The sequence below is a fragment of the Streptomyces sp. JJ36 genome (assembly GCF_021696945.1).
GTDB lineage: Bacteria > Actinomycetota > Actinomycetes > Streptomycetales > Streptomycetaceae > Streptomyces.
Map to the genome: position 1 here is coordinate 1 of NZ_JACYHE010000069.1, position 25873 is coordinate 25873.

At 72.6% G+C, this 25873-nt stretch carries 27 protein-coding genes, 1 tRNA gene and 1 pseudogene; 18 read left to right on the plus strand and 11 right to left on the minus strand.

Features of this window, described 5'->3' with window-relative positions; genetic code table 11:
- On the plus strand, positions 1-961 hold a 961-nt coding region (locus HOY81_RS21470), incomplete at its 5' end, for an RDD family protein (protein WP_237322129.1).
- Positions 962-1061: 100 nt separating this feature from the next.
- Entirely contained in the window at positions 1062-1784 is a 723-nt protein-coding gene (locus tag HOY81_RS21475; RefSeq protein ID WP_237322130.1) for an RDD family protein, read from the plus strand.
- A gap of 68 nt (positions 1785-1852) precedes the next feature.
- Here HOY81_RS21475 and HOY81_RS21480 read toward each other — a convergent pair whose 3' ends face one another.
- A complete protein-coding gene (locus tag HOY81_RS21480) occupies positions 1853-2137 on the minus strand; it encodes a hypothetical protein (protein ID WP_237322131.1) in 285 nt (94 codons plus the stop codon).
- A 300-nt stretch (positions 2138-2437) separates the two neighbouring features.
- Here HOY81_RS21480 and HOY81_RS21485 point away from each other — a divergent pair, with 300 nt between their 5' ends.
- Both HOY81_RS21485 and HOY81_RS21490 read left to right on the plus strand, forming a co-directional pair.
- On the plus strand, positions 2438-4795 hold the full coding sequence (locus HOY81_RS21485) for an immune inhibitor A domain-containing protein (RefSeq protein WP_237322132.1): 2358 nt from the start codon (positions 2438-2440) through the stop codon (positions 4793-4795).
- A gap of 406 nt (positions 4796-5201) precedes the next feature.
- The gene (locus HOY81_RS21490; protein WP_237322159.1) at positions 5202-5459 is read left to right on the plus strand and encodes a hypothetical protein; all 258 of its coding nucleotides are present in this window, start codon (positions 5202-5204) and stop codon (positions 5457-5459) included.
- An 86-nt stretch (positions 5460-5545) separates the two neighbouring features.
- Here the strand turns inward: HOY81_RS21490 and HOY81_RS21495 are convergent, their stop codons facing one another.
- Both HOY81_RS21495 and HOY81_RS21500 read right to left on the minus strand, forming a co-directional pair.
- Complete coding sequence (locus HOY81_RS21495) at positions 5546-6139, minus strand: isochorismatase family protein (RefSeq protein ID WP_237322133.1); 594 nt, start codon at positions 6137-6139, stop codon at positions 5546-5548.
- A 165-nt stretch (positions 6140-6304) separates the two neighbouring features.
- The gene (locus HOY81_RS21500; RefSeq protein WP_237322134.1) at positions 6305-7633 is read right to left on the minus strand and encodes a nicotinate phosphoribosyltransferase; all 1329 of its coding nucleotides are present in this window, start codon (positions 7631-7633) and stop codon (positions 6305-6307) included.
- A gap of 151 nt (positions 7634-7784) precedes the next feature.
- On the opposite strand from HOY81_RS21500, the gene clpS reads away from it, so the two are divergent.
- From clpS to HOY81_RS21535, 7 genes are all read left to right on the plus strand, one after another.
- Entirely contained in the window at positions 7785-8090 is a 306-nt protein-coding gene (gene clpS / locus HOY81_RS21505) for an ATP-dependent Clp protease adapter ClpS (RefSeq protein ID WP_237322135.1), read from the plus strand.
- Complete coding sequence (locus tag HOY81_RS21510; RefSeq protein ID WP_237322136.1) at positions 8090-8680, plus strand: DUF2017 domain-containing protein; 591 nt, start codon at positions 8090-8092, stop codon at positions 8678-8680. The genes clpS and HOY81_RS21510 overlap by 1 nt, the downstream gene beginning before the upstream one ends.
- 399 nt (positions 8681-9079) lie before the next feature.
- Entirely contained in the window at positions 9080-10636 is a 1557-nt protein-coding gene (locus HOY81_RS21515; RefSeq protein WP_237322137.1) for a sodium:alanine symporter family protein, read from the plus strand.
- Between the two features lie 113 nt (positions 10637-10749).
- The gene (locus HOY81_RS21520; protein WP_237322138.1) at positions 10750-11181 is read left to right on the plus strand and encodes a Mov34/MPN/PAD-1 family protein; all 432 of its coding nucleotides are present in this window, start codon (positions 10750-10752) and stop codon (positions 11179-11181) included.
- A gap of 104 nt (positions 11182-11285) precedes the next feature.
- Positions 11286-11477, plus strand: a complete 192-nt coding sequence (locus tag HOY81_RS21525; RefSeq protein ID WP_306423529.1) for a putative leader peptide — start codon at positions 11286-11288, stop codon at positions 11475-11477.
- Positions 11478-11581: 104 nt separating this feature from the next.
- Positions 11582-11860, plus strand: coding sequence for a MoaD/ThiS family protein (locus tag HOY81_RS21530; RefSeq protein ID WP_237322140.1), 279 nt, complete (start codon positions 11582-11584; stop codon positions 11858-11860).
- A complete protein-coding gene (locus HOY81_RS21535; RefSeq protein ID WP_237322141.1) occupies positions 11860-12810 on the plus strand; it encodes a PLP-dependent cysteine synthase family protein in 951 nt (316 codons plus the stop codon). Before HOY81_RS21530 ends, HOY81_RS21535 begins: the two co-directional genes overlap by 1 nt.
- A 69-nt stretch (positions 12811-12879) precedes the next feature.
- On the opposite strand, the gene HOY81_RS21540 is transcribed toward HOY81_RS21535, so the two are convergent.
- The gene (locus tag HOY81_RS21540; RefSeq protein WP_237322142.1) at positions 12880-13275 is read right to left on the minus strand and encodes a type II toxin-antitoxin system PemK/MazF family toxin; all 396 of its coding nucleotides are present in this window, start codon (positions 13273-13275) and stop codon (positions 12880-12882) included.
- A 200-nt stretch (positions 13276-13475) separates the two neighbouring features.
- Between HOY81_RS21540 and HOY81_RS21545 the strand changes: the two genes are divergently transcribed.
- Positions 13476-14237, plus strand: a complete 762-nt coding sequence (locus tag HOY81_RS21545) for an MBL fold metallo-hydrolase (RefSeq protein WP_237322143.1) — start codon at positions 13476-13478, stop codon at positions 14235-14237.
- Positions 14238-14377: 140 nt separating this feature from the next.
- Here the strand turns inward: HOY81_RS21545 and HOY81_RS21550 are convergent, their stop codons facing one another.
- Positions 14378-15625: a PTS transporter subunit EIIC gene (locus HOY81_RS21550; protein WP_237322144.1), complete on the minus strand. Its 1248-nt coding sequence runs from the start codon at positions 15623-15625 to the stop codon at positions 14378-14380.
- 293 nt (positions 15626-15918) lie between these two features.
- On the opposite strand from HOY81_RS21550, the gene HOY81_RS21555 reads away from it, so the two are divergent.
- From HOY81_RS21555 to rdgB, 4 genes are all read left to right on the plus strand, one after another.
- Positions 15919-16152 carry a glucose PTS transporter subunit EIIB gene (locus HOY81_RS21555; protein ID WP_237322145.1) on the plus strand — a complete coding sequence of 78 codons (234 nt, stop codon included), beginning with the start codon at positions 15919-15921 and terminating at the stop codon, positions 16150-16152.
- 129 nt (positions 16153-16281) lie between these two features.
- Positions 16282-17034, plus strand: coding sequence for a ribonuclease PH (gene rph / locus HOY81_RS21560; protein WP_237322146.1), 753 nt, complete (start codon positions 16282-16284; stop codon positions 17032-17034).
- Positions 17035-17147: 113 nt separating this feature from the next.
- On the plus strand, positions 17148-17531 hold the full coding sequence (locus HOY81_RS21565) for a hypothetical protein (protein ID WP_237322147.1): 384 nt from the start codon (positions 17148-17150) through the stop codon (positions 17529-17531).
- 112 nt (positions 17532-17643) lie between these two features.
- Positions 17644-18252 carry an RdgB/HAM1 family non-canonical purine NTP pyrophosphatase gene (gene rdgB, locus HOY81_RS21570; RefSeq protein ID WP_237322148.1) on the plus strand — a complete coding sequence of 203 codons (609 nt, stop codon included), beginning with the start codon at positions 17644-17646 and terminating at the stop codon, positions 18250-18252.
- Between the two features lie 37 nt (positions 18253-18289).
- On the opposite strand, the gene HOY81_RS21575 is transcribed toward rdgB, so the two are convergent.
- From HOY81_RS21575 to bcp, 3 genes and pseudogenes are all read right to left on the minus strand, one after another.
- A tRNA-Leu gene (locus tag HOY81_RS21575) sits at positions 18290-18373 on the minus strand.
- A 624-nt stretch (positions 18374-18997) separates the two neighbouring features.
- A pseudogene (locus HOY81_RS21580) lies at positions 18998-19618 on the minus strand (HNH endonuclease signature motif containing protein); the annotation flags it as partial.
- Positions 19619-19735: 117 nt separating this feature from the next.
- Positions 19736-20209 (minus strand): thioredoxin-dependent thiol peroxidase, encoded by a 474-nt coding sequence (gene bcp / locus HOY81_RS21585; protein ID WP_237322149.1) that lies wholly within the window; start codon positions 20207-20209, stop codon positions 19736-19738.
- A gap of 164 nt (positions 20210-20373) precedes the next feature.
- On the opposite strand from bcp, the gene HOY81_RS21590 reads away from it, so the two are divergent.
- The gene (locus tag HOY81_RS21590) at positions 20374-20697 is read left to right on the plus strand and encodes a DUF3618 domain-containing protein (RefSeq protein WP_237322160.1); all 324 of its coding nucleotides are present in this window, start codon (positions 20374-20376) and stop codon (positions 20695-20697) included.
- Between the two features lie 91 nt (positions 20698-20788).
- Positions 20789-21091: a co-chaperone GroES gene (locus HOY81_RS21595; protein ID WP_237322161.1), complete on the plus strand. Its 303-nt coding sequence runs from the start codon at positions 20789-20791 to the stop codon at positions 21089-21091.
- A 32-nt stretch (positions 21092-21123) separates the two neighbouring features.
- On the opposite strand, the gene sugE is transcribed toward HOY81_RS21595, so the two are convergent.
- The 3 genes from sugE to HOY81_RS21610 form a co-directional block, all read right to left on the minus strand.
- On the minus strand, positions 21124-21444 hold the full coding sequence (sugE, locus tag HOY81_RS21600; protein ID WP_237322150.1) for a quaternary ammonium compound efflux SMR transporter SugE: 321 nt from the start codon (positions 21442-21444) through the stop codon (positions 21124-21126).
- A gap of 258 nt (positions 21445-21702) precedes the next feature.
- Positions 21703-24054, minus strand: coding sequence for a transglycosylase domain-containing protein (locus tag HOY81_RS21605; protein ID WP_237322151.1), 2352 nt, complete (start codon positions 24052-24054; stop codon positions 21703-21705).
- A gap of 455 nt (positions 24055-24509) precedes the next feature.
- Entirely contained in the window at positions 24510-25832 is a 1323-nt protein-coding gene (locus HOY81_RS21610) for an SGNH/GDSL hydrolase family protein (RefSeq protein ID WP_237322152.1), read from the minus strand.
- Positions 25833-25873: the final 41 nt, after the last annotated feature.

Consider the following 25873-nt stretch of genomic DNA (forward strand, 5'->3'; position numbering starts at 1 on the left):
GGGCCGGCCCGCGGCCGCGAGCCGGGTGCCGGGCCCTGCCGCCCGGCCCGGGGCGTCCGGGACGGGCACCCCCGGCGGGACGCACCACGCTCCCGGGGAGGCCGGGACTGCGCCTGCGGGCACGGGGCAGCCGCCGGCGGCCGGTCCGGCGTCCTCCCCGCACGGCACCTCCGGGACCGCCGGGCCGCCGCACGGACCGGCCGGCCCCACCACCGGTCAGGCGGCCGCGGGCCCGGACGCCGCTCCCGGCGCGGTGCCCGGCGTGCCCGGTGCCGCGCCCCACGCGGCGGGAGCCCCGGCGCCCGGTGCCGCCCGGCCGCCGTGGGCGCAGCAGGTGCACGACCTGGCCAGGCACGGCACCCCTGCCGGAGACGCCCAGCCGGGCGGCGGACTGCCCGCCCAGGGGCTGGGCGGCCCGGATGCCGTCGCCCCGTGGCGTCCGCCGGCCTCCGACCCGTTCGCCCAGCACGCGCAGGACGCCCGCCCGGCCGGGCTGGGCAGGCGTCTGGGTGCCCGTCTCGTGGACGGCCTGTTCACCTTCGGCGTGGCGGCCGCGGTCGCCTTCCCCCTCGCCGGCAGGGCGGCCGACCACATCCAGGGGAAGATCGACGCCGCCGAGCAGGCGGGCGTCACCCGGCAGATCTGGCTGATCGACGGCACCACGGGCGGCTATCTCGCCCTGGTCCTGGGCGCGTTCCTGCTCTTCGGCCTGGTCTACGAGGCGCTGCCCACCGCGCGCTGGGGGCGGACCCTGGGCAAGCGGCTCTTCGGGATCCGGGTGCTGGACGTGGAGCGCCAGGACGCGCCGCGCACCGGTGCCGCGCTGCGCCGCTGGCTGACGTACGGGGTGCTCTCGCTCCTGGTGCTCGGGGTGGTCAACGTGGTGTGGTGCCTCTTCGACCGGCCCTGGCGCCAGTGCTGGCACGACAAGGCGGCGCGCACCTTCGTCGCCCAGGGCTGACGGCGGCGGCTCCGCGAGCGGCCCGGCCGGGCCTCGGCGCCCGTCCCTCCAACGGCACACAGCGGATGCGGGGCCGCCGCCCAGACGGTCCACTCGTGCCATGAGCACCGAGGACCCGGGGAACGACCCGTTCCGGAAGAGACCCCGCGACGACGAGGAGCAGGCGGCGGGCGCGACCGGGCCGCAGCGGCCGGAGGAACCGGAGGGCCCGCGACAGCCGCCGTACGGGACTCCGCCGCCGGGCACCCCGCCGCACGGCGCCGCGGAGCCGCCCCCGCAGGGCGGCGGCGCACCGTACGGCAGTCCGTACGGGAGCCCCTACGGCGATCCGTACGGGGGCACCGCCCCGGGGCCGGGGCGGTACGGGCCGGGCGGGGATCCGCTGGCGGGCATGCCGCCGCTGGCCTCCCGGGGCAAGCGGCTGCTGGCCCGGATCGTGGACGCGCTCATCATCGGCATCCCGGTGGCGATCGTCTCCGGCTTCGGCACCGGGTTCGACTACGAGGACACCGGCGCGCAGTGGTGGCCGGGCGGCCTCTACACCCTCGTCTACTTCGTCTACGAGGGGCTGATGCTCTCCCACTCGGGCCAGACGCTGGGCAAGAGGCTGCTGCGGGTGCGGGTGGCGATGCTGCTGAACGGCTCGGTGCCGGCCGGGTCGCCCGCCTGGATCCGCGCCGTCGTCTATCACGTGCCCGCACTGGTGCCGTGCATCGGCACCCTCTTCTGGCTGGTGAACGTGCTCTTCTGCACCTGGGACCGGCCGTACCGGCAGTGTCTGCACGACAAGGCCGGCAAGACGGTGGTGGTGGCGACGGACTGAGGGGCGCCCGCCCCGGCCGCCGGGCGGGCCACCTGGGAACGGCCCCCCGCGGCGCACCTGACGGCGGCTCAGCGGTGCAGCGAGGTCTGCGGGACCTGCCTGCCGGCGGACCGGGCGGTCCCGGACCGGGCCGCGCGCGGGGCGGCGGCGGAGCCGCGGGCGGTACGCCGGGCGGGGGCCGGACGGGCCGCGGGGACGGCGAGGGCCACCGCGACTCCCAGGGCCAGCGCCACGGTCGCGACGACCAGGACGCCTGGTCCGGAACGGGCCCCGGAGACCAGCAGCAGGGCCAGCGTCGAGGCGACGACGGCGAGTCCACCGTAGGCGAGCTGTGCGGGAGCCGGACGCGGCATGGCGGGATCCGTCCTCGGGGCCGTCGGTGCGGTCGGGTCGTGACGAGTCGCTCCACGGAGCGCGCCTTCGAACGACTCTACGGTCCGGACTGCCCCGGGAGAAAGCGGGGTAAGCGTGACCTCACCCACGCCGCGGTGCACGGGGGGCGCACAGGCGCATAGGGCGTCGTTTTCCTGCACGGGTGGTGCAGCAACCTACTGCTACGCTCCGGTTCGAATCAAGGTCTGTCTTTTCCGGCGTCACTCCGGTCCAATACCTCCCGTCAAGTCACTGCACTTGCAGGGGAGGACGACGAACACGTGAACAGCAGACGGAGATCCATAAGATCGAGGTCGGCTGCGCTGGTCACCTCGGTCGCGGCACTCGGAGCGGCGGTCATGCTGCCCGCCGCCTCGGCGCAGGCCCAGCCCGCTCCGCAGCCCGAGCCGAAGCAGGCCGAGTCCAAGTCCGGCGAGCGGCACCCCCACAACCTGGACGGGCCGTTCAGCGCCGAGCAGCGGCAGCTGCGCCAGTCGGCTCTGGAGAAGCTCGCCAAGGGCGAGGAGGACAAGGGCGAGGCGCAGACCTTCCGCCGCAACGACTCCCGGGTGATGAAGCTCGGCGACGAGAAGTACGTCGAGCTGGCGCGGGAGAAGACCGACAAGATCTTCACCATCCTGGTCGAGTTCGGGGACAAGGTGCACCCGGACTACGGCGGTGAGCCCGGCCCGGCCCACAACCAGATCGCCGAGCCGGACCGGTCGAAGGACAACTCCACCTTCTGGAAGGGGGACTTCGACCAGGCCCACTACGAGGACGTCTACTTCGGCGAGGGCGAGGACTCCCTCAAGTCCTACTACGAGAAGCAGTCCTCCGGCCGGTACTCGGTCGAGGGCGAGGTCTCGGACTGGGTCAAGGTGGAGTACAACGAGGCCCGGTACGGCTCCAACTACTGCGGTGCGAGCACCTGCCGCACCGTGTGGGACGCCATCCGGGACGGCCTCGCCGCCTGGGTCCAGGGCCAGAAGGCCGCCGGGATGTCCGACCAGGAGATCGCCGACAAGGTCGCGCAGTACGACGTCTGGGACCGTTACGACCACGACGGCGACGGCGACTTCAACGAGCGCGACGGCTACATCGACCACTTCCAGTGGATCCACGCCGGCGAGGACGAGTCCGCCGGCGGCGGCGCGCAGGGCGAGAACGCCATCTGGGCGCACCGCTGGTACGCGTACGGCAGCGACGTCGGCCACACCGGCCCGGACTTCAACAGGGCCGGCGGCACCCAGATCGGTGACACCGGCGTCTGGGTCGGCGACTACACCGTGCAGCCGGAGAACGGCGGCCTGGGCGTCTTCGCCCACGAGTACGCCCACGACCTCGGTCTGCCGGACCACTACGACACCACCGGTACCGGGGAGAACTCGGTCGGCTTCTGGTCGCTGATGTCCTCCGGGTCCTGGCTCAACAAGGGCGAGGACGCGATCGGCGACTCCGCGGGCGACCTGAACGCCTGGGACAAGTTCCAGCTCGGCTGGCTGGACTACGAGACCGCCAAGGCGGCCACCGAGTCCCGTCACAAGCTGGGCGTGCAGAACTACAACACCAGGAACCCGCAGGCGCTCGTCGTCGAGCTCCCGGAGAAGGAAGTCACCACCGAGGTCACCACGCCCGCCGAGGGCACCATGCAGTGGTGGAGCGGCAGCGGCGACGACCTGAGCAACACCCTGACCCGCTCCGTCGACCTCACCGGGACGTCCGGCGCCACGCTGGACCTCAAGGGCTGGTACGACATCGAGGAGAACTACGACTACCTCTACACCGAGGTGTCGACGGACGGCGGCGCCAACTGGACGCCGCTGGACGGCACGGTGGACGGCAAGCCGATCCCGCGGGACGGCAGCGACCGGCCGGCGCTGCACGGTGTGTCGGAGACCTACCGTGACCTCTCCTACCCGCTGGACGCCTACGCGGGGCAGCAGATCGATCTTCGCTTCCGCTATCAGACGGACGGCGGCGTGGCCCAGATGGGCTTCACCGCGGACGCGATCAGCATCACCGCGGACGGCGGGACGGTCTTCCAGGACGGCGCCGAGGACGGCGACAACGGGTGGACGAAGAAGGGCTTCTCGCGCGTCGGCGAGTCCTTCACCAAGAGCTACCCGCAGTTCTACATCGTGGAGAACCGGCAGTACGTCTCCTACGACGAGTCGCTGGAGCACGGCCCGTACAACTTCGGCTGGGCCTCCACGCGGCCGGACTGGGTGGAGCGCTACGCCTACCAGACGGGCATGATGGTCTGGCTCTGGGACACCTCCCAGAAGGACAACAACGTCGGCGTTCACCCCGGTGAGGGCCTGATCCTGCCCGTCGACGCGCACGCCAAGCCGGAGCGCTGGGAGGACGGCACCCTGATGCGGAACCGCATCCAGGCGTACGACTCCCCGTTCAGCTGGTACCCCTCGGGCGGGATGCTCCTGCACAAGGACGGCGAGCCGACCTTCGTCTGGCCGAAGTGGGGCAAGCCGGTCTTCGACGACCACAAGGGCACGTACTGGTACGAGTCCAACCCGCAGGGCGGGGTGAAGGTGCCGGACACCAACACCCGCATCAAGATCGTCAAGCAGCCCTTCAGCGGTAAGACGATCACCGTGCAGGTGGGACCCTCGCAGCGCTGATTTGCATCGTTGCAGGTCAAAACATGATCGGCCGCTGCCCCCTGGCGGGCAGCGGCCGATCGCGTTATAGATGCCTCCTGAGGTTCCTTCTGACGACCGTTCAACGGGGGAGAAGCTGATCATGGCTGGAGGCGGATACGCCCCGCTGCCCGACGGCAGCGTGATCGTCGCCCTGTCCTTGCCGCGACCGCCCGCGCCCGGCCCGCAGGCGGGCCCCGCCGGGCGCCTACCGGCCCGGCACCAGGCCGCCGGGCAGAGCCCGCCGGACGGGCTCGCGGAGGCCGCCCACGGGCACACCGGGTGGCCCTGGCGACACCGCACGGCGCCGGGGCCGGCCGAGCGGCACGGGCCGCGGCGCTGGTCCGCGCACACCGACACCGCCCGCACCGTCCGGCACGGCGTCCGTCTGGGCGTCGAGGAGCCACGGGTCCGGGTGCTGGTCCACGCCGGCAACCGGGCGCGCGCTCTGACCAGGCTGCGCAACCTGGGCCTGCGTGCGGTCTACCTGCGGGGCAACGCCGAACCGCCCACCCCGGACGAGATCACCGCCGTGCTGCACCACCCGGACGGGCTGGTCTGGCGGCCCGTGCCGCTGGACGACCGCGAGTCCTGGCAGCCCATCGGCACGCTGCTGCGCCCGCCCGGGCACCGGGTCCGTACGTAGCCGGGTCCCGTCCGGCGCGCGGGGGCGCCTCCGGGCCCTGCGGGCCGGGGCGGGCGGCCGGGCTCCGGAGCCCGGCTCCCGGGGCCCTACGCCCCGGCCACCACGGGCTCGCCGGTCAGCTCCACGCCCGCCTCGCGCAGCTCGTCGAGGGTGCGCGCGGTGGTCTCCGCGGCGACCCCCGCGGTCAGGCCGAGCAGCACATGCGTACGGAAGCCCTCGCGGGCGGCGTCCAGCGCGGTGGCCCGTACGCAGTGGTCGGTGGCGAGGCCGACGATGTCCACCTCGCGCACCCTGCGCTCCCGCAGCCAGTCCGCCAGCGGGGTGCCGTTCTCGTCGACGCCCTCGAAGCCGCTGTACGCGGCCTCGTACGCGCCCTTGTCGAAGACCGCGTCCAGGGCGCCGGAGGCGACGGCCGGGGCGAAGTTGGGGTGAAAGCCGACGCCCTCGGTCCCGGCCACGCAGTGCGGCGGCCAGGAGCCCCGGAAGTCCGGCTGCTCGGAGAAGTGGTCGCCCGGGGCGATGTGGTGGTCGCGGGTGGCCACGACATGGCGGTAGCCGGCGGTCGCGTTCCCGACGAGCTCGGTGATGGCGGCGGCGACGTCCGCGCCGCCCGCGACCGCGAGGCTGCCGCCCTCGCAGAAGTCGTTCTGGACGTCCACGACGATCAGTGCCCGGTGCATGGTGCACACCTTTCGGCTGGGTGGGGGTGGGCTGGGGCGGTTCGGTCGGCCGTGACCGAGACTAGACACTCCGTGTCGCCCGGGGGGAGAGGGCGCCACCCGGGACGACCGCCCGAGGCCCCCGGGGTCCGGCGGGTTCTCCCGGGTTCCCCCGGGCCGCCCGGCTCACCGGTGCTCCGTCGGGAGTACGGGTTCCCCGTCGGAGAGCTGGGTAGCCGACATCGGCAGGATCTCCAGGGACCTGCGGTGCCGTTCCCGGGCGGTGTCCAGCGGTTCCCGGGCCACCGGCTCGCCGCCCCGCACCAGCGGAACCTGGAGGGAGACCTCCGCCAGCTCCTCCGGCAGCGGCCCGGTGCCGATCACCTCGGCCTCGGCGACGCCCTCCTCGTCCCGCGGCCGGGCGGCCCACTTGGTGCCGCCGAGCGTCGACTTCCCGCCGAGCGACCGCTTGGCGACCGGGCGCAGCGGCGCGCCGGGAGAGGTGTCCTCCGCCCGGGCGACCATCTTGTAGACCATGGAGGAGGTGGGGTGCCCGCTGCCGGTGACCAGCCGGGTGCCGACCCCGTACGCGTCCACCGGCGCGGCGGCCAGCGAGGCGATCGCGTACTCGTCGAGGTCGCTGGTGACCACGATCCGGGTGCCCTTGGCGCCCAGCTCGTCGAGCTGCTGCCGCACCCGGTGGGCGACCAGCAGCAGGTCGCCGGAGTCGATGCGCACCGCGCCCAGCTCGGGCCCGGCGATCTCCACCGCGGTGCGGACCGCGGTGGCGACGTCGTAGGTGTCGACGAGCAGCGTGGTGCCGCGGCCCAGCGACTCCACCTGGGCGGTGAAGGCGTCCCGCTCGGTGTCGTGCAGCAGCGTGAAGGCGTGTGCGCTGGTGCCGACGGTGGGGATGCCGTAGCGGAAGCCGGCCGCCAGGTCGGAGGTGGAGGAGAAGCCGCCGACGTAGGCCGCGCGGGAGGCGGCCACCGCGGCCAGCTCGTGGGTGCGCCGGGCGCCCATCTCCACCAGCGGCCGGTCGCCCGCGGCGACCGCCATCCGGGAGGCGGCCGCGGCCACCGCGGAGTCGTGGTTGAGGATCGACAGCACCACGGTCTCCAGCAGCACGCACTCGGCGAAGGTGCCCTCCACCCGCATGACCGGCGACTCGGGGAAGTAGACCTCGCCCTCCGGGTAGCCGTCGATGTCGCCCCGGAAGCGGTAGCCGGCGAGCCACTCCAGGGTGGGTTCGTCCACGACGCCCCGGGACCGGAGGAAGCCCAGCATCCGCTCGTCGAAGCGGAAGTTCTCCACCGCGTCCAGCACCCGTCCGGTGCCGGCCACCACGCCGTAGCGGCGGCCCTCGGGGAGCTTCCGGGCGAAGACCTCGAAGGCGGAGCGCCGGCCGGCGGTGCCCGCCCGCAGGGCCGCCTGCACCATGGTGAGCTCGTACTGGTCGGTGAAGAGCGCCGTGGAGGGCACGGTCACCGGCAGTTCCAGATCCCCTGTGTTCATGGGCTCATCCTACCCCGGATCTCGTCAGAGTGACGATATTTGAGGTGCGGTTCCCCGCCGGCGGGTGCTGCCGCGCGTCCCGGGTCCGGGTGCGCCCGTGCGCGTGACGGGTGTTTGCGCGCCGCCCCGGGGAGAGTGGCAGCATGGTCCTGTGAGTGTCGCCCCCACGGAGATCGAGCGTCCGGAGACCAGCGAGGCGCCCGTCGAGGTGCCGGAGCCGGACGTCCCCTGGGCGACGGTCGTGCACAACGACCCGGTCAACCTGATGAGCTATGTGACCTACGTGTTCCAGAGCTACTTCGGCTATCCCAAGGACAAGGCCAAGAAGCTGATGCTGGACGTCCATCACAAGGGACGAGCGGTCGTGTCCACCGGAAGCCGCGAAGAGATGGAGCGCGACGTGCAGGCGATGCACGGCTACGGCCTCTGGGCCACCCTGCAGCAGGACCGCGGCTGATGGCCGGCCAGTTCGAGAGTACCGGGGACGGCGGCGCGGCGATCGCGCTCGACGAGGTGGAGATCTCCATCCTGCGCACCCTCGCGGTGCAGTTGCTGGAGCTGATCGGCCCCGGCGAGCAGCCGGCCGGCGCCGAGGACCCGCTCGACACGCTGCTCGCCGAGGGGCCCAGCGAGCCGCCCTCCGACCCGGCCCTGGCCCGGCTCTTCCCGGAGGCCTACCTCGGTCCGGACACCGGGCCCGGGGAGGAGGAGGCCGCCCGTGCCGCCTCCGCGGAGTTCCGCCGCTACACCGAGAACGACCTGCGGGCGCGCAAGCGCGAGGACGCACTGGCTGTGGTGCGCGCGCTGGACGCGCTCTCCCCGCAGGGGGCGGGCGGCGCGGTGCTCACCCTGGCGGAGGCGGAGTCGAAGCAGTGGCTGGGCGCCCTGAACGACCTCCGGCTCGCGATCGGCACCCGGCTGGAGGTCCAGGAGGACGACGACGCCCTTTACCAGCTTCCGGACTCCGACGAGCGGAAGCCGATGGTGATGGCGTATCTGTGGCTCGGCGCCCTGCAGGAGTCCCTCGTCGAGACGCTCTCGGTCTGAAGCGCGCTCCGGTGCGTCTCATCGGCGCCGTCCGGAAAGCGGACGGCGCCCCGTCCCGTAATACGGAGAACCGGAATCCGTGACGGCACACGCCGACAGCAGCATTTTCTTCGGTGACTCCTGGCATTGCCGTGGGAATTCCGTGACGCTGGGTGAAGAAGTGTCACCGATATTCGATACCCGGAGGTAATTTATGCGGACGGAGTGCCCGGAGTGCCCTGGATCGTCCTGCTGTTATGTGTCCGTGATATGAACATGTGACGTGCCTCACATGGTGCTGGTCGCGCTGCGTGGTAGGAACGCCGGAACCGAAATTCACCGCGCGGACAACGCGCCGGGAAGCTTCGGTGAACACCACGTCTGCACAACCGTCCCCGCAGCGCAAGCCAGAGGTCATCCATGGCAAACCCCTCCTGGACCGAAGAAGTCGACAAGGCGATCAGCGACTTCGTTGATCCCATCGCCACCGATGTGAGCGAGATCGTCTTCTACGAGGTTCACCTCTTCGGACACAATTTCCCGTGGATCGTCGCCTGGCTGGTCGTGGCCGGCGCGGTTTTCAGCACCTACTTCGGGTTCGCACAGCTCCGGCACCTGGGCGTCGCGCTCAAGCTGGTCCGCGGCAAGTACGACCAGAAGGACGCCCCCGGTGAGGTCAGCCACTTCCAGGCGCTCACCTCCGCGGTCTCCGGCACCGTCGGCCTCGGCAACATCGCCGGCGTCGCCATCGCCGTCACCCTCGGCGGGCCCGGCGCCACCTTCTGGATGATCCTCTGCGGTCTCCTCGGCATGGCCACCAAGTTCGTCGAGTGCACCCTCGGCGTGAAGTACCGCGACGTCCACCCGGACGGCACGGTCTCCGGCGGCCCGATGCACTACCTGCGCAAGGGCATGGCCGAGATCGGCCAGCGGCACCTCGGCACCGTGCTGGCCGCCGGCTCCGCCATCTCGCTGCTCTTCTTCACCTTCTTCGGCGGCAACCTCTTCCAGGTCAACCAGAGCCTGGAGCAGCTCCAGTCCGTCACCGGTGACGAGGACAGCTTCTTCTCCTCCTCCGGCGGCGCGCTCTTCTTCGGTGTCCTGATCGCCGTCGTCGTCGGCCTGGTGCTGCTCGGCGGCATGCGCTCCATCGGCGCCGTCACCAGCCGCCTGGTGCCGTCCATGGCGATCATCTACGTCCTCGCCTGCCTCACCGTCATCCTCGGCAACATCACCGAGGTCGGCACCGCGGTCGGCGCCATCATCGAGGGCGCGTTCAGCCCCGAGGGCGTCTTCGGCGGCCTGGTCGGCGCGATCATCCAGGGCTTCCGCCGCGCCACCTTCTCCAACGAGGCCGGCATCGGCTCCGCCCCGATCGCCCACTCCGCGGTAAAGACAAAGCGGCCCGCCACCGAGGGCCTGGTCGCCATGATCGAGCCGTTCGTCGACACCGTCGTCATCTGCACCATGACCGCGCTGACCATCGTCATCGCCTCGCCCGCCAGCTTCGAGGCGGCCCGCGAGGCGGCGGCCGGCGGCGCCGCCCCCGAGTCCGGCGTGGCGCTCACCTCGGACGCCTTCGAGACGGTCATCCCCTGGTTCCCGTACGTCCTCACGCTCGCCGTGCTGCTCTTCGCGATCTCCACGATCATCACCTGGGGCTACTACGGCATGAAGGCCTGGACCTTCCTCTTCGGCCGTACCCGGACCAGCGAGACGCTCTACAAGATCCTCTTCTGCCTCATCGTGATCACCGGCGCCGTGATGTCCCTCGGCTCGCTGGTCACGCTGGGCGACTCGTTCCTCTTCCTCGCCGCGGTGTTCAACATCGTCGGGCTCTACTTCCTCGCCCCGCTGGTCAAGCGGGAGCTGACCAAGGTGCTCGACTACGTCCGGCGCCGCGACGCGGGCGAGACCGACGAGCAGATCGATGCGAGCGAGGCCGCTGCCCCGGCGGGGGCCGCCAAGACCCTCTGAGCCGGCCGGCCGCACGGCCGGAGCCGCGCTCCCGCGCGGCCGCAGGGCCCACGCAGCGGGCCTGCCCGTACCGCCACCCGGTACCGGCAGGCCCGCTGTCTATGCTGCTCCCCATGCTGACCCTCACCCAGGAGCTGCACGACAGGATCGTCGCGCACGCCCGCCGCGACCACCCCGACGAGGCCTGCGGGGTGATCGCGGGCCCGGCCGGCACCGACCGCCCGGAGCGCTTCATCCCCATGCTGAACGCGGCCCGCTCGCCCACCTTCTACGAGTTCGACTCCACCGACCTGCTCAAGCTCTACCGCGAGATGGACGACCGCGACGAGGAACCGGTGGTCATCTACCACTCGCACACCGCCACCGAGGCGTACCCCTCACGCACCGACATCGGCTACGCCAACGAGCCCCTCGCCCACTACGTCCTCGTCTCCACCGCCGAGTGCGGCAACGACGAAGGCCCGTTCTCCTTCCGCTCGTTCCGCATCGTGGAGGGCGAGGTCACCGAGGAGGACGTGGAGATCGTCCCTGCCTACGAGGCGTGACACCCTCACCGGCCCCGCCACCGCAGTTCCGTACGTGAGACGCCAGGGTCCGCATGATGGAACGGGCGTCCGGAAACCGCTCCGGGAATCGTTACGATGAGCCCATGGTTGTCCACGACGTGAGCGCAGCGCGGAAGCAGCAGAGCCGGGGCGGGCAGCCGCCGGCCGCCGTGCTGCGCTCCGCGTCCGCCACCGCCCTGCTGGGCGCCTTCGGATGCGGGGCCGCGCGCCTGCACGTGGACCTGTGCCGCCTCGCCAGCGCCGCATGTAGGCGCTGCGCCGCCGCCCGCCCCTGACGCCCCCCCGTCGCGCCCGCGACCCCGGCGCCCGGCCCCGCGGTGAGCACGGCCGTCCTGCACGCACCCCGCCGCCCTCCCTTCTCTCCGACAGGAGCACACCCATGGCCATCGAGGTCCGCATCCCGACCATCCTGCGCACCTACACCGACGGCGCGAAGACCGTCACCGGCGAGGGCGCGACGCTGGGCGAGCTCTTCACCGACCTCGAGTCCCGCCACGCCGGCATCCAGCAGCGCCTCGTCGACGGCGGCGAGCTCCGCCGCTTCGTGAACGTCTACCTCAACGACGAGGACGTCCGCTTCCTGAACGGCATCTCCACCGAGCTCAGCGACGGCGACAACGTCACCATCCTGCCCGCCGTCGCCGGCGGCTCCCGCTGATGCGGTACGACTCGCCGCTCGCGGCCGTCGGCAACACCCCGCTGGTGCGGCTCCCCCGGCTCTCGCCCGCCGAGGACGTACGGATCTGGGCGAAGCTGGAGGACCGCAACCCCACAGGGTCCGTCAAGGACCGCCCGGCCCTCCACATGATCGAGCAGGCGGAGAAGGACGGCCGCCTCACGCCGGGCTGCACCATCCTCGAGCCGACCTCCGGGAACACCGGCATCTCGCTGGCCATGGCCGCCCGCCTCAAGGGCTACCGCATCGTCTGCGTCATGCCGGAGAACACCAGCTCCGAGCGGCGGGAACTGCTCGCCATGTGGGGCGCCGAGATCGTCGCCTCCCCGGCGGCCGGCGGCTCCAACACCGCCGTACGGGTGGCCAAGGAGATGGCCGCCGAGCACCCCGACTGGGTGATGCTCTACCAGTACGGCAACCCGGACAACGCCGGCGCCCACTACGCCGGCACCGGCCCCGAGATCCTGGCCGACCTCCCCTCCGTCACCCACTTCGTGGCCGGCCTCGGCACCACCGGCACCCTGATGGGAGCCGGCCGCTACCTGCGGGAGCACCGCCCCGGCATCGAGATCGTCGCCGCCGAACCGCGCTACGACGACCTGGTCTACGGGCTGCGCAACCTCGACGAGGGGTTCGTGCCCGAGCTGTACGACGAGTCGGTGCTCACCTCACGCTTCTCCGTGGGCTCCGAGGACGCCGTCACCCGCACCCGCGAGCTCCTCGCCGAGGAGGGCATCTTCGCCGGCGTCTCCACCGGCGCCGCGCTGCACGCCGCCCTCGGGGTCGGGCGCAAGGCGCTGCGGGCCGGGCAGAGCGCGGACATCGTCTTCCTCGTCGCGGACGCCGGCTGGAAGTACCTCTCCACCGGGATCTACACGGCCGCCACCACCGAGGAGGCCGTGGAGGCCCTCCAGGGCCAGCTCTGGGCCTGACGGCCCGCCGCCCCGGGGCGCGGCACGCCGCGCGTCCCGGGGCACCGGCGCCCGCGGCGAGGCGGCGCCTCAGTCCGCCAGATGCCGGACGCGGTCCCAGACCGCGGCGTCCACCGCCCCGGCCCGCTCCCGCAGCTCCCCGAGCGGCACGCTGCGCACCCCCGCGGCCCGCACGGCGCCCTCGGTCACCCGCCCCGCCTCCCCGGCCACGTGCGCGGAGGTCACCGGAGCCGCCCGTACCGCGTCCGCCCCGGTGCCCAGCACCAGCCACAGCGCCGCACCCTCCGGGCCGCCCGCCGCCCCCCGCCACAACTCGCCGGGCCGCGGCGGCGCCGTACCGCCCGGCGGCCGGCCCGCCGCTCCGTCGCGCGGCCGGCGGCGCAGCCGCCCCGTCCCGTCGACGTAGGCGGCGACGAGCGCCAGCAGCACGACCACGCCGAGCGCGATCCACCACCCGGTCTCCACGCCGCTCCCTCCGGTACGCCGTCCCTGCCCGCGGGCCCTTCGCAGACCTGTCCGACGGTACCCCGCGCTGGTGATTCCGCCCACACCCCGGCTCTCCGGAGGAGCCGTGCGGCCCGTCCCGGCTTACGCTCGGAAAACCCCCTCCCCGCACCACGGAGTGGCGTCATCCCCAGCCGGCTGTCCACGGAGGTTCCCACTCGATGAAGCTCACCGTCGTCGGCTGTTCCGGGTCGTTCCCGTCCGCGGACTCCGCGTGTTCGAGCTATCTCGTGGAGGCCGACGGCTACCGGCTGCTCCTGGACATGGGCAACGGCGCCCTGGGCGAGCTGCAGCGGCACTGCGGCCTCTACGACCTCGACGCGGTCGCCCTCAGCCACCTGCACGCCGATCACTGCATCGACATGTGCGCCTACTTCGTCGCCCGCTACTACCGGCACGAGGGCGGCCGTTGCGCCCCCATCCCGGTGTACGGGCCCGAGGGCACCGAGAAGCGGCTGACCACCGCCTACGCGGACACCCCCTCCGACTCCTCGATGAGCGAGGTCTTCGACTTCCGCACGCTCGCCCCCGGCACGGAGTTCGCGGCGGGGCCCTTCGACGTCCGTACGGAACGCGTGCGGCACCCCGTCGAGGCGTACGGCTTCCGCCTCACCCACCGGGCCAGCGGAACCGTCCTCACCTACTCGGGGGACACCGGGCCCTGCGCGCAGATCGACGCCCTCGCCGCGGACGCGGACCTCCTCCTCTGCGAGGCCTCCTTCACCCACGGCAAGGAGAACATCCCCGAGCTGCACCTGACCGGCCTGGAGGCGGGCCAGTGCGCACAGCGCGCCGGAGCGGCCCGGCTGGTGCTCACCCACGTCCCGCCGTGGACCGACCCGCAGACCAACCTGCGGGACGCCAAGTCCGCCTTCGACGGCCCGGTGGAGCTGGCCCGCCCGGGCGCCGTCTACGAGCTCTGAAACCGCGGCCCACCGGCTCACCGGCCCGCGCCCCCTGTCCAGGGGCGTCCGGCCGCGCGGAATCCCCCACGGAACGCGCGAGACCCCCGGGCCGGTACGGCTCCCGGGGGCCTCGCACCCACGGCGGCGCGGCCGCCGCGCTACCTCGTGAGGTCCTCGACCTCGTCCTCGGGCTCCCGCCCGGGCGTGGCGATGTCCAGCTTCACGATCAGGAAGCGGAAGACCACGTAGTAGACGACGGCGAAGCAGAGACCGATCGGGATGATCATCCAGGGCTTGGTGGCCAGGCTCCAGTTCAGCGCGTAGTCGATGAAGCCTGCGGAGAACGAGAACCCGGCGTGCACACCCAGTGCCCAGGTCACCGCCATGGACACCGCGGTCAGCAGCGCGTGCACCACGTACAGCACCGGCGCCACGAACATGAACGCGAACTCGATCGGCTCGGTGATGCCCGTGACGAACGAGGTCAGCGCCAGCGAGATCATCATGCCCGTGACGGCCTTCCGCCGCTCCGGGCGGGCGGTGTGCGCGATGGCCAGCGCCGCGGCCGGCAGCCCGAACATCATGATCGGGAAGAAGCCCGACATGAACTGCCCGGCCGACGGGTCGCCCGCGAAGAACCGGGTGATGTCGCCGTGCACCAGGTCGCCGGAGGCGTCGGTGAAGTCGCCGAGCTGGAACCAGGCGACGGTGTTCACGAACTGGTGCATCCCGATCGGGATGAGCGCCCGGTTGATCGCGCCGAAGAGCCCGGCGCCGAGCGCCCCCAGCCCCGTCATCCACTCCCCGAAGGAGGTGATGGCGTCGCCGACCGGCTCCCAGACGAGGGTGAAGACCACGCCGACCACCAGCCCCACGAAGGCCATCAGGATCGGCACCAGGCGGCGGCCGTTGAAGAAGCCGAGCCAGTCCACCAGCCGGGTGCGGTGACAGCGCTGCCAGACGACCGCGGCGAGCAGGCCCATCACGATGCCGCCCAGCACCCCGGGGTCGTTGTACACCGCCGGGGTGTCCTCGCCCGCCCTGATCACCGCCTCCTCGACGGGGAAGGCCTGGAGGACGTTGCTGTAGACGAGGAAGCCCACCACGGCCGCCAGGGCCGTGGAACCGTCCGACTTCTTGGCGAAGCCGATGGCCACACCGATGCAGAAGAGCAGCGGCAGGTTGTCGAAGATCGCACCGCCGGCGCCCATGAAGACGGCGGCGACGTCGTGCCAGCCCAGGCCCTCGTCGCCGAACACGTCCGGCTGGCCGAGCCGGTTGAGGATGCCCGCGGCGGGGAGGACGGCGATCGGGAGCTGTAGGCTGCGTCCGACCTTCTGCAGTCCCTGGAACAGGCCCGGGCCCCGCTTTCTCGCGGGCGCGGCGGCCTGGCTGGCAGAGCTCATCGGAGTCCTCCTGGTGCTTCGGACGAGGCCCCCCGGGGAGCTCCCGGGGGGACGGGGAGGGGACCGCGCCCGTGGTACGTGGTCTAATCCACTGAGTGGTTTAGACCACTCTTACCATGGCGGGAACGGGCGGGGGAATTCGCCCTTCCAGTGGCGTAGACCACACCAGGTCGCGCAGCCGGCCCCCCGCGGGCGCGCCCCGCGCCCCGGTCACCCCGTACGGTGCCCCATACTGGTGTAGACCTCTTTGGCGGGGCGCCACGCCCCGGGCCGAGACACCTCAGGAGAGACACATGGCCAGCAAGGCTGAGAAGATCGTCGCCGGACTCGGCGGGCTCGACAACATCGAGGAGGTCGAGGGCTGCATCACCCGCCTCCGCACCGAGGTGAGCGACGCGAACCTGGTCGACGAAGCCGCACTCAAGGCCGCCGGCGCCCACGGCGTGGTGAAGATGGGCACCGCCGTCCAGGTCGTCATCGGCACCGACGCCGACCCGATCGCGGCAGAGATCGAAGACATGATGTGACCACGAGCCCCGGCCCCCGGGCTCCGACCGCGCACTCCGGACCCCGGGCCCCCGGCCCCCGGTCGCGGCCCGGAGCCCCGTCCCGGCCGGCGGAACGGCACGCCCCGGTTTCCGGCTAGGCTCGCACCCATGTCTCACACCGACGTCCCTCGCATCGACGGACGCACCCCGGACCAGCTCCGCCCCGTCACCCTGGAGCGAGGCTGGAGCAAGCATGCCGAAGGCTCCGTCCTCGTCTCGTTCGGCGACACCCGGGTCCTCTGCACCGCCAGCGTCACCGACGGCGTGCCCCGCTGGCGCAAGGGCAGCGGGGAAGGCTGGGTCACCGCCGAGTACTCGATGCTGCCCCGCTCCACCAACACCCGCGGCGACCGCGAGGCCGTCCGCGGCCGGATCGGCGGCCGCACCCACGAGATCTCCCGCCTCATCGGCCGCTCCCTGCGAGCCGTCGTCGACTTCAAGGCCCTCGGCGAGAACACCATCGTGCTCGACTGCGACGTCCTCCAGGCCGACGGCGGCACCCGCACCGCCGCCATCACCGGCGCCTACGTCGCCCTCGCCGACGCCGTCGCCTGGGCCCGCGAGAAGAAGCTCGTCCGCGCCAAAGCCCAGCCCCTCACCGGCGCCGTCTCCGCCGTCAGCGTCGGCATCATCGGCGGCGCCCCGATGCTCGACCTCTGCTACGAGGAAGACGTGCGCGCCGACACCGACATGAACGTCGTCTGCACCCAGGACGGCCGCTTCGTCGAGGTCCAGGGCACCGCCGAGGCCGAGCCCTTCGCCCGCACCGAACTCGACGGCCTGCTCGACCTCGCCGTCAAGGGCTGCGCCGAACTCGACGGCGCCCAGCGTGGCGCCCTCGGCACCCTCACCGCCGACTGAAACCGAACGCCCCGCCTCGCAACTTTGCGAGCGCTTTACGCGTCTGACAGGGTACGGGCCGTACGGGTCATGCCGTGCGGTCCGTCCGTCTGCCCGACCCGGGAGGAAACCACGTGCGCCGCATCCTCGCCAGCACCGCCACCGCAGTCGTCGTCGCCACCACCGCCGCCGCGACGGCCGGCTGCGGCGCGCTCGACAAGGCCCTCGACTGCGCCAACACCGCCGTCACCGTCGCGGAGTCCGTCGAGGACCTCCAGAAGGCCGTCTCCTCCGCCGGAGAGGACCCCGCCCAGGCCCGCGAGTCCCTCGACCGCATCGACCGGAACCTCGACGAACTCGGCGACAAGACCGACAACGCCGACGTCGGCAAGGCCGTCGACGACCTGGACGCCGCCGTGCAGGACGCCCGCACCGCGGTGAACGACGGCCGCGCCCCCGACATGCAGCGCATCAACGACGCCGCCGACGAGCTCACCAACGTCTGCTCCCCGGGCTGACCCGCCCCCGGCCCCGCGCCGCACCTCGACCGGGCCGCACCCCTCCGCACCGGGCCGGGGCGGCCGGGCCGCCCGCACCCGGGCACCCCCGGCCGCGCCATAATCGGGACCCATGAGCAGCCCCCGCCTGATCCTCGCCACCCGCAACGCCCACAAGGTCACCGAACTCCGCGCCATCCTCGCCGACGCCGGACTCGACCTCGACCTGGTGGGTGCGGACGCCTACCCCGAGGTGCCCGACGTCAAGGAGACCGGCACCACCTTCGCCGAGAACGCCCTCCTCAAGGCACACGCCCTCGCCCGCGCCACCGGCCACCCGGCCGTCGCCGACGACTCCGGGCTCTGCGTGGACGTCCTCGGCGGCGCCCCCGGCATCTTCTCCGCCCGCTGGGCCGGCACCCACGGCGACGACCAGGCCAACCTCGACCTGCTGCTCGCCCAGCTCGCCGACATCGACGACGCCCACCGCGGCGCCCACTTCGCCTGCGCAGCCGCCCTCGCCCTGCCCGACGGCACCGAACGCGTCGTCGAGGGGCGGCTGACCGGCACCCTGCGCCACACCCCCGCGGGCGACGGCGGCTTCGGCTACGACCCGATTCTCCAGCCCGAGGGGGACACCCGCACCTGCGCGCAGCTCACCCCCGGCGAGAAGAACGCCATCAGCCACCGCGGCCGCGCCTTCCGCGCCCTCGCCCCCCACCTCCGCGAGCTCCTGGGGTGACGAGGGCGATGCGGGGATCGCCCTGTCAGCCCTGCGGTGCGGCCGGAGGGATTCGAACCCTCACGGGATTTCTCCCACAGCGTCCTAAGCGCTGCGCGGCTGCCCATTACGCCACGGCCGCGTACTGCGAGCCATGGTAGCGGATGAGCGCGCCGGGACCGGGCGGTCACCGGCTCGTCGCTCGACCGCGGCCCCGGCACCAGGTCGCCGTCGTCGAGTGGCAGTTGCGGCAGAGAAAGCGCAGGTTCTGCGCTTGGTCGTTGCTCCAGTCACCGTCGATGTGGTCGATCTCCAGGGTCATGGGAGCCCCCCGCCACGCGGGAGCGGTGCCGCACTCGGCGCAGCGTTCGGGTCTCCCCAGGTCGCGCAGTGCCTGACGCAGCACCCGTGTGCGTGTGCGTCGCACACCGGTGTGCCGGATCAGGACGGTCTCGGGTCGGGTGACCGTGGGGCGGAGCTGCCCTCTCAGGTGGGCCTGACCGAGGAAGTGCGACGTGTCCACACCCTCGGCTTGCACCCAGGAGCGGAACAGGCGTCGCGCAGAGCTGTTGTCCGGCAGGCCGAGCTGACGTAGTGCCCCGGCGATGGAGACGGAACCGGTGACGGCACGCCGCAATGCCTCGGCGGACGGCTGTGGTCGCGCTGACCGGGCGGCAACCGCTCCCCGCTTCTCCTCGAGAACACCGCGACGGCTCGGGGGCCGTTCGTCCCCGGTGCGAGGGCCGGCAGGGGGTGTCCGTGCGTGGCGCTTCTTGCCCCGGCCCCGGTAGTTGTCGGTCGTTGCGTGGCAGTTGGGGCACAGCAGCCGTAAGTTCTCGATGCTGTTGTTCCTCCAGTCCCCGTCCACGTGATCCACCTCGAGCGTCAGAGGGCGGGACTGCCACCGGGTGCCGAGGCCACAGCACGCGCATACTTGCGAAACCCCGGCGGCGAGCATGGCGCGTCGCAGCCTGTCGCTGGGCACGCGGCGCGCATTGCCCGGGTCCTGGCGGACGAGGACGTCTCGCGGCGACCGGCGCCCTCGGCGCGGAACCGGTCTCACGAAGTGCGACGTGTCGATGCCCAGCCGCCGGATACGCCGGCCGATGTGGGCATGCTGGCCACCCACCTGCTCGACGCCGAGGACGTGCAGGACCTGGTACAGGTTCGTGGCCTGCGCAACCGCCTTCTCCAGGTCTTCCCGGGTCCAGCGCACGTTCTCCGACTCGAAGTGGCTGACGTCGATGCCCAGCTTCCTCATCCGGGCCCGGAGATACTTCCTGGTGCCGCTCTGGGGGGCGACTCCCAGCTTCTCCAGCGCCTCGGTCATGGTGGAAGACGACGCCGCGGCAGCCGCGAGTCGTTCGGCCGGGTACCGGCTGACCATGTTCCGCCCCCTCCCTCGCCCCAGCCACACGCTTCTGCGCGGGTGGGTGCGCGTTCTCTCGTCGAACGGATCAACGAGGGTCCGAGAGGACCGTTACGCCGGGCGGGCGGAGGTGGGTCAGGAGGCGAGGCCGAGGTCCTTGAGGAGTTTGGCGACGTGGCCGGTGGCCTTGACGTTGTAGAGGGCGCGCTCCACCGTGCCGTGCTCGTCCACGATCACCGTGGAGCGGATGACCCCGGTCACCGTCTTGCCGTAGAGCTTCTTCTCGCCGAAGGCGCCGTACGCCTCCAGCACCTCCTTGCCGGGGTCGCCGAGGAGGGTCACCCGCAGGTCCTCCTTCTCGCGGAACTTCGCGAGCTTCTCCGGCTTGTCGGGGGAGATGCCGATGACGTCGTAGCCGGCGCCGGCCAGCAGTTCGAGGTTGTCGGTGAAGTCGCAGGCCTGCTTGGTGCAGCCGGGGGTGAGGGCGGCGGGGTAGAAGTAGACGACGACCTTGCGCCCGGCGTGGTCGGCGAGCGACACCTCCTTGCCGTCGGCGTCGGGCAGGGTGAAGGCTGGGGCGGTGTCGCCGGGCTGCAGTCGCTCGCTCATGGGGGCTCCTCGGGGTAGTGCGTCCACAGGCGAGCTTAGCGAGGTGTGCGACGCGGTACCCGGGCGACCGCATGGGGGTGCCGTGGGGCAGCAGGCGGAGGAAGCTGACAGACTGTCCGGTGACCAGGACGGACGCGGAGACGGACGAGCACGGAGGCGGCGCGGTGACGGAAGCCAGGACACCCGCGGACATCGAGGCGGACATCCTCCGCCGGCGGCAGGATCTCGCTGCCGCGCTGGACGAGATCGCCGTGCGGGTGCACCCGAGGACGCTCATGGGTGACGCGCGGGCGAGGGTCGCCGCGTCGGTGGACCGTACCGCCGGGCGGGCGTACACGGAGGCCAACCGCAGGCTGTCGGACGCGCGGGCGGCGATGGTCCGGGAGGACGGGTCGCCGCGGCTGGAGCGGGTGGTCCCGGCGGCGCTGGCGGCGACCGTCGTGGTGGGCGGCCTGCTGTTCCTGTCGGCTCGGCGTCGGCGGGGCTGAGTGCCTGAGATACGGTCGTGCCGTGAGTTCCCAGACCCCTGCCCCCGACGGCCCGCCCGCGCACCCGCACCACGACAAGCTGCCGATCCGCATGCTGCACGACCGGGTGCTGGTGCGCACCGACATCCCGGAGGGGGAGCGGCGCTCCTCCGGCGGCATCGTGATCCCGGCCACGGCGGCGGTGGGCCGCCGGCTGCACTGGGCGGAGGTCGTCGCCGTGGGGCAGAACGTGCGGACGGTCGAGCCGGGTGACCGGGTGCTGTTCGACCCGGAGGACCGGGCCGAGGTCGAGGTGCGGGGTGTGGCGTACGTGCTGATCCGCGAGCGGGATCTGCATGCGGTGGCGGCCGAGCGGCTTCAGGGGTCGGAGGACTCCACGGGCCTGTATCTGTAGGCGGCCGTGGCCGCCCGCGGGCGGCGTGCTGTTCAGTGTCCCGAGGTGATCTTGAGCCCGGCGACGGCGACGAGCAGCAGGGCGAGGAAGGCGATCCGGGCGGCGGTGGCGGGTTCGCCGAGGACGATCATGCCGACGACGGCGGCGCCGGCGGCGCCGATCCCGACCCAGACGGCGTAGGCGGTGCCGATGGGGAGTGTGCGGGCGGCCTGGGCGAGCAGCAGCATGCTGGCGGCGAAGCCGGCGACGGTGAGCAGGCTGGGCCAGAGCCGGGTGAAGCCCTCGGTGTACTTGAGGCCGATCGCCCAGGCGACCTCGAGCAGGCCGGCGAGGGTGAGCAGGATCCAGGCCATGACGGCACCTCCGGGACCGGCGCGGGTGGCGGCCGGTCGCTGATCGCTGGTGTGCGGGGGTGCGTCGTCTTTGCCTTGGCCGGTGCCGGTGGGTTCCGGGTGGGGCCGGCGGCCCGGTACGGCGCGTCTCGTCGGGCTCCCGGTACCGTAGCAAATGCGGCATCTGGGCCCCGGTGCGCCCGGGCCCCGCCGGGCCGGCCCGGGGGCAGCCCGGGCCCCGCCGGACCGGCCCGGGGGCACGCCGGCCGGGGCCCCGGGTCACTCCTCGGTGCCGCCGCCGAACTCTCCGGTCGTGCCGCCCCAGCCGCCCTCGGTGCTGCCTCCGTCCGTCCCTCCGCCGGTGCCGCCGGTGCCTCCGCCGGGTCCGCCGGTCGTGCCGCCGTCGGTGCCGCCGGTGGTGCCGTCCGTGGTGCCGCCTTCGGCGGTGCCGCCGGTGTCCGGGCCGGGTGGGGTGCCCGGCTCGGTGGGGATGGTGGGCGTGTGCGTCGGCGGTTCGGGGATCTCCGGTGAGGTCGGGGGTGTGTCCGTGGGCGGTTCGGTGGTGGGCTCGCCGCCGGCCGGGGGCTCGGTGGTGGGGTCCGGGTCGCCGGGGGTGGACGGCGGGAGGGTGGGGGTGTCGTCCGTGGTCAGCAGGTCGAACTCGCGTGCGGGCTGCCCGCTCAGTGCGTCGGCGGTGTAGGCGGCCCAGATCTCGGCGGGGAAGCCGCCGCCGTTCACCCGGGGGCGCCCGGCGGCGCCGTAGAGCTCCTCGTGGGAGCCGTCGGGCTTCTGGCCCATGACGCTGATCACGGTGGCCAGTTCGGGGGTGTAGCCGGCGAACCAGGCGGCCCGGTCCTCCTCGGCGGTGCCGGTCTTGCCGGCCGCGGGGCGTCCGGCGGCCTGGGCGGCGGTGCCTGTACCGCCCTCGACGACGCTCTCCAGCATGGCGGTGGTGGAGTCGGCGGCGTCCCGGGGCACGGCGCGGTCGGGCCGGCGGCCGGGCAGGTCGACGAGCTCCCCGCCGCGTTCCACCTTCTGCACCAGGGTGGTGTCGCGGTGCAGGCCGTGGCGGGCGAGGGTGGAGTAGGCCTCGGCCATGTCGCGGGTGGAGGCGGTGGCGACGCCGAGAGCGATGGACGCGTCGGCGGGCATGTTGGGGGTGTCCTCGGGCAGGCCGAGGGCGATCGCGGTGTCCTTCACCCGCTGCGGGCCGACGTCCACGCCCATCTGTGCGAAGACCGAGTTCACGGACTTGTCCATGGCCTCGCTGACGGTGATCTGTCCGTAGGAGCGGTGGTCCTCGTTCTCCGGTTCGTAGCCGGTGCCCTGCCCGTCGGCGATCACTTCGCGCCCGCTGGTGCCGTCGTAGACGGTGGAGGCGGTGATGGGCTCGCCGTCCTGGGTGGTGGCCTCGTGCTGCCGGGCCGAGGCGTAGAGGAACGGCTTGAAGGTGGAGCCGACCTGGTAGTCCCGCCGGGTGGCGTTGTTCACGTACTGCTTCACGTAGTCGACGCCGCCGTAGAGGGCCACCACCTCGCCGGTCCGTACGTCGACGGAGGTGCCGCCGGCGCGGACGTACCGGTCGACCTCGCGTTCGTCGCTGAGCTCGGACATCAGCTGTTCGTCGACGGCCTTCTTCAGCGCCTGCTGCTTCTCCCGGTCGAGGGTGGTGGTGATGCGGTAGCCGCCGGAGTCGAGCTGCTGCTTGCTGAGGATGCCCTGAGCCTGGAGGTCCTGCTTGACCGCCTCCACCAGGTAGCCGCGCTGGCCGGAGAGGGTGTTCGGGGGCTGGAAGGGCTCGGGTTCGGGGAACTCCAGGCCGGCGCGCTTGCTCTTGCTCAGCCAGCCCTCCTCGACCATGCCGTCCAGCACGTAGTTCCAGCGTTCGACGGCCCGTTCCTTGTTGTCCGGGTGGATGCGGGTGTCGTAGGCGTTGGGGGCGTTCACCAGCGCGGCGAGGTAGGCGCCCTCGGCGGTGGTGAGCTTCTCGGCCTGCTTGCCGTAGTAGGCGTGGGCGGCGGCCTGGATGCCGTAGGAGTTCCGGCCGAAGTAGCTGGTGTTGAGGTAGCCCTCCAGGATCTCGTCCTTGCTGACCTCGTTGTCCAGCTTGATGGCGATGAAGAACTCCTTGGCCTTGCGGGTGAGCGTCTGCTCCTGGGTGAGGTAGTAGTTCTTCACGTACTGCTGGGTGATGGTGGAGCCGGACTGCTTGCCGCCGCCGGTGACCATGTTCCAGCCGGCGCGGGCCATGGCTTTGATGTTGACGGCGGGCTCGTGGTAGAAGTTCCGGTCCTCCGCGGCGAGCACCGCGCGCCGGGTGGAGCGCGGGATGTCGTCCAGGCCGACCTTCACCCGGTTGACCTCCCCGTCGCGGGCGATCTGGGTGCCGTCGGAGTAGAGGTAGACGTTGGTCTGGTGGTTGGCGGAGTCGTTCGGCTTGGGGATGTCGACCAGCAGGTAGCCGGCGACGAACCCTCCGGAGAGCACGATGAGGACGATCAGCAGGCCGCCGAGGACGATGCGCCAGGTGGGCAGCAGCCGGCGCAGGCCGGTGCGCCGCCGGGGCGGTTCCGCCGCGGGTTCCTCCTGCGGCGTCCAGTCCTCGCCGCCGCTGTGGGGCTGCTCACTCATGTCTGCTGGCACTCCTCGTCCGTGGGCGGGCGATTCGTGTCGTACGCCCCGTTCACCACTGTCGCATCATCCGTGACGGCCGTCGCCGCCAGGCGGCGTCCGTGACAGCCCTGTGGCGTACGGCTGCCGGGGCGCTGCACTGACCCGAACGCGCGGAAAACGGGTGGGTGCCCGTTGCTCCGCCGGGCTAAGCTCACCCGCTCGGCCGGTGACGGAAGCCCTATGGGTGAGACGGGGGAGGGACGGAAAAGGATGCGTCGCTTACGGCCGTCTGCGGCCGCCGGGCCGTATGCCGCGGTGCTGGGCGGCAGCTTCCGCCGGTACTCCACCTATCGGGTGGCCACGGCGGCGGGCGTCTTCACCGGCATCGTCTCCGGCTTCGTCCTCGTCTTCACCTGCACGGTCCTGTGGGCGGGGCGCCGGGGTGCGTGCCGGGGGCCCCGGGGCGCGGGCGGTCAGTGGTGGGCGGCGGGGACGCGGGCGGGGGTGTCCGCGGTGAGCAGGGCGAGGTCGACTGCCTGGGCCATCGCGCGGTAGCCGTTGTCGTTGGGGTGCAGGTGGTCGCCGGAGTCGTAGGCGGCGCGGAGCCTGCGGGGGTGGGCCGGGTCGCGGAGGGCGGCGTCGAAGTCCACCACGGCGTCGAAGACGTCCCCGGCGCGTATGCGGTCGTTCACGGCCTGCCGGGCGGCCTCGGCGCGCGGGGTGTGCCCGCCGTGGCCGGCGAAGGGGGTGAGGGTGCCGCCGAGGACCCGTACGTCGTGGGCGTGCGCGATCCGTACCAGTTCCCGGAGCCCGTCGAGGACGGCCGCGGGGTCGAGCTGCCGGGGGTGCTTGAGCAGGTCGTTGAGGCCCAGTTCGACGATCACGGTGCGCACCCCGGTGCGGGCGAGGGCGTCGCGCTCGATGCGGTCCAGAGCGGCGGGGCCGTTGTTGGGCGTGTAGTCCTGGCCGTCGATGAGGATGCGGTTGCCGCTGATCCCGGCGCCGAGCACGCTGAGGCGCGGTGCGTCGCGTTCGGTGCGGAGCCGTTCGGCGAGGAAGTCGGTCCAGCGGCGGTTGGCGCCGGGGCTGGAGGTGATGCCGTCGGTGAGGGAGTCGCCGAGGACGACGACGGCGCCCTCGGCCTGGGTGGTCCACACGTCCACGGCGGTCAGGTAGCGCCAGAAGGGGGTCTGCCGGGTGTAGGCGGTGGCGGCCGGGTCGGCGGTGTGCTCGCCCTCCGCGAGGTAGTTGGTCTGCCGGGTGTGCGGGTGGTGGGTCACCGGCCCGGACGGGGTGGGGGAGTAGGTGCTGACCAGCAGGTCCGCGGCGGCCGGTACCCGCAGCCGCACGGGGTCGCTGGTCACCTTCTCGCCGGCGGGGATGGTGACGGAGCGCCGCTCGTCGAAGGTGAGCGGTCGCATGCTGCCGGCGGCGGCGGTGGGGTTGCTGGGGGCGGCGGCCAGCGCCAGGGTGGCGCGGGAGATCGTCAGGGGGCGTTCGCCGAAGAGGTTGGAGAGGTGTATGCGGGCGCGGGTGCCGCCGACCGAGGTGTGCACCACGTTCCGTAGTGACATGTCCGCGAAGCCGTCGCGGGTCCCGGCCTCGGGTGCGGCCGCGGCGGCGGACCAGGTGCCGACCCAGGTCGCGGAGGAGGCGGGGTCGGCGGAGCCCGCCCGGCGCGGGCCGGGGGCGCTGCCGCCGCCGGCGCCGGAGACCCCGACGACGACCGCCGTCGAGACGAGCACGAGCACGGCAGCCAGCCCTGCGAGCAGGGCATAGCCGGAGTTTCTGGTCATGCTGGGGGTGCATCTCCTCGGCCTCGGCGGAGCCCCGGGGC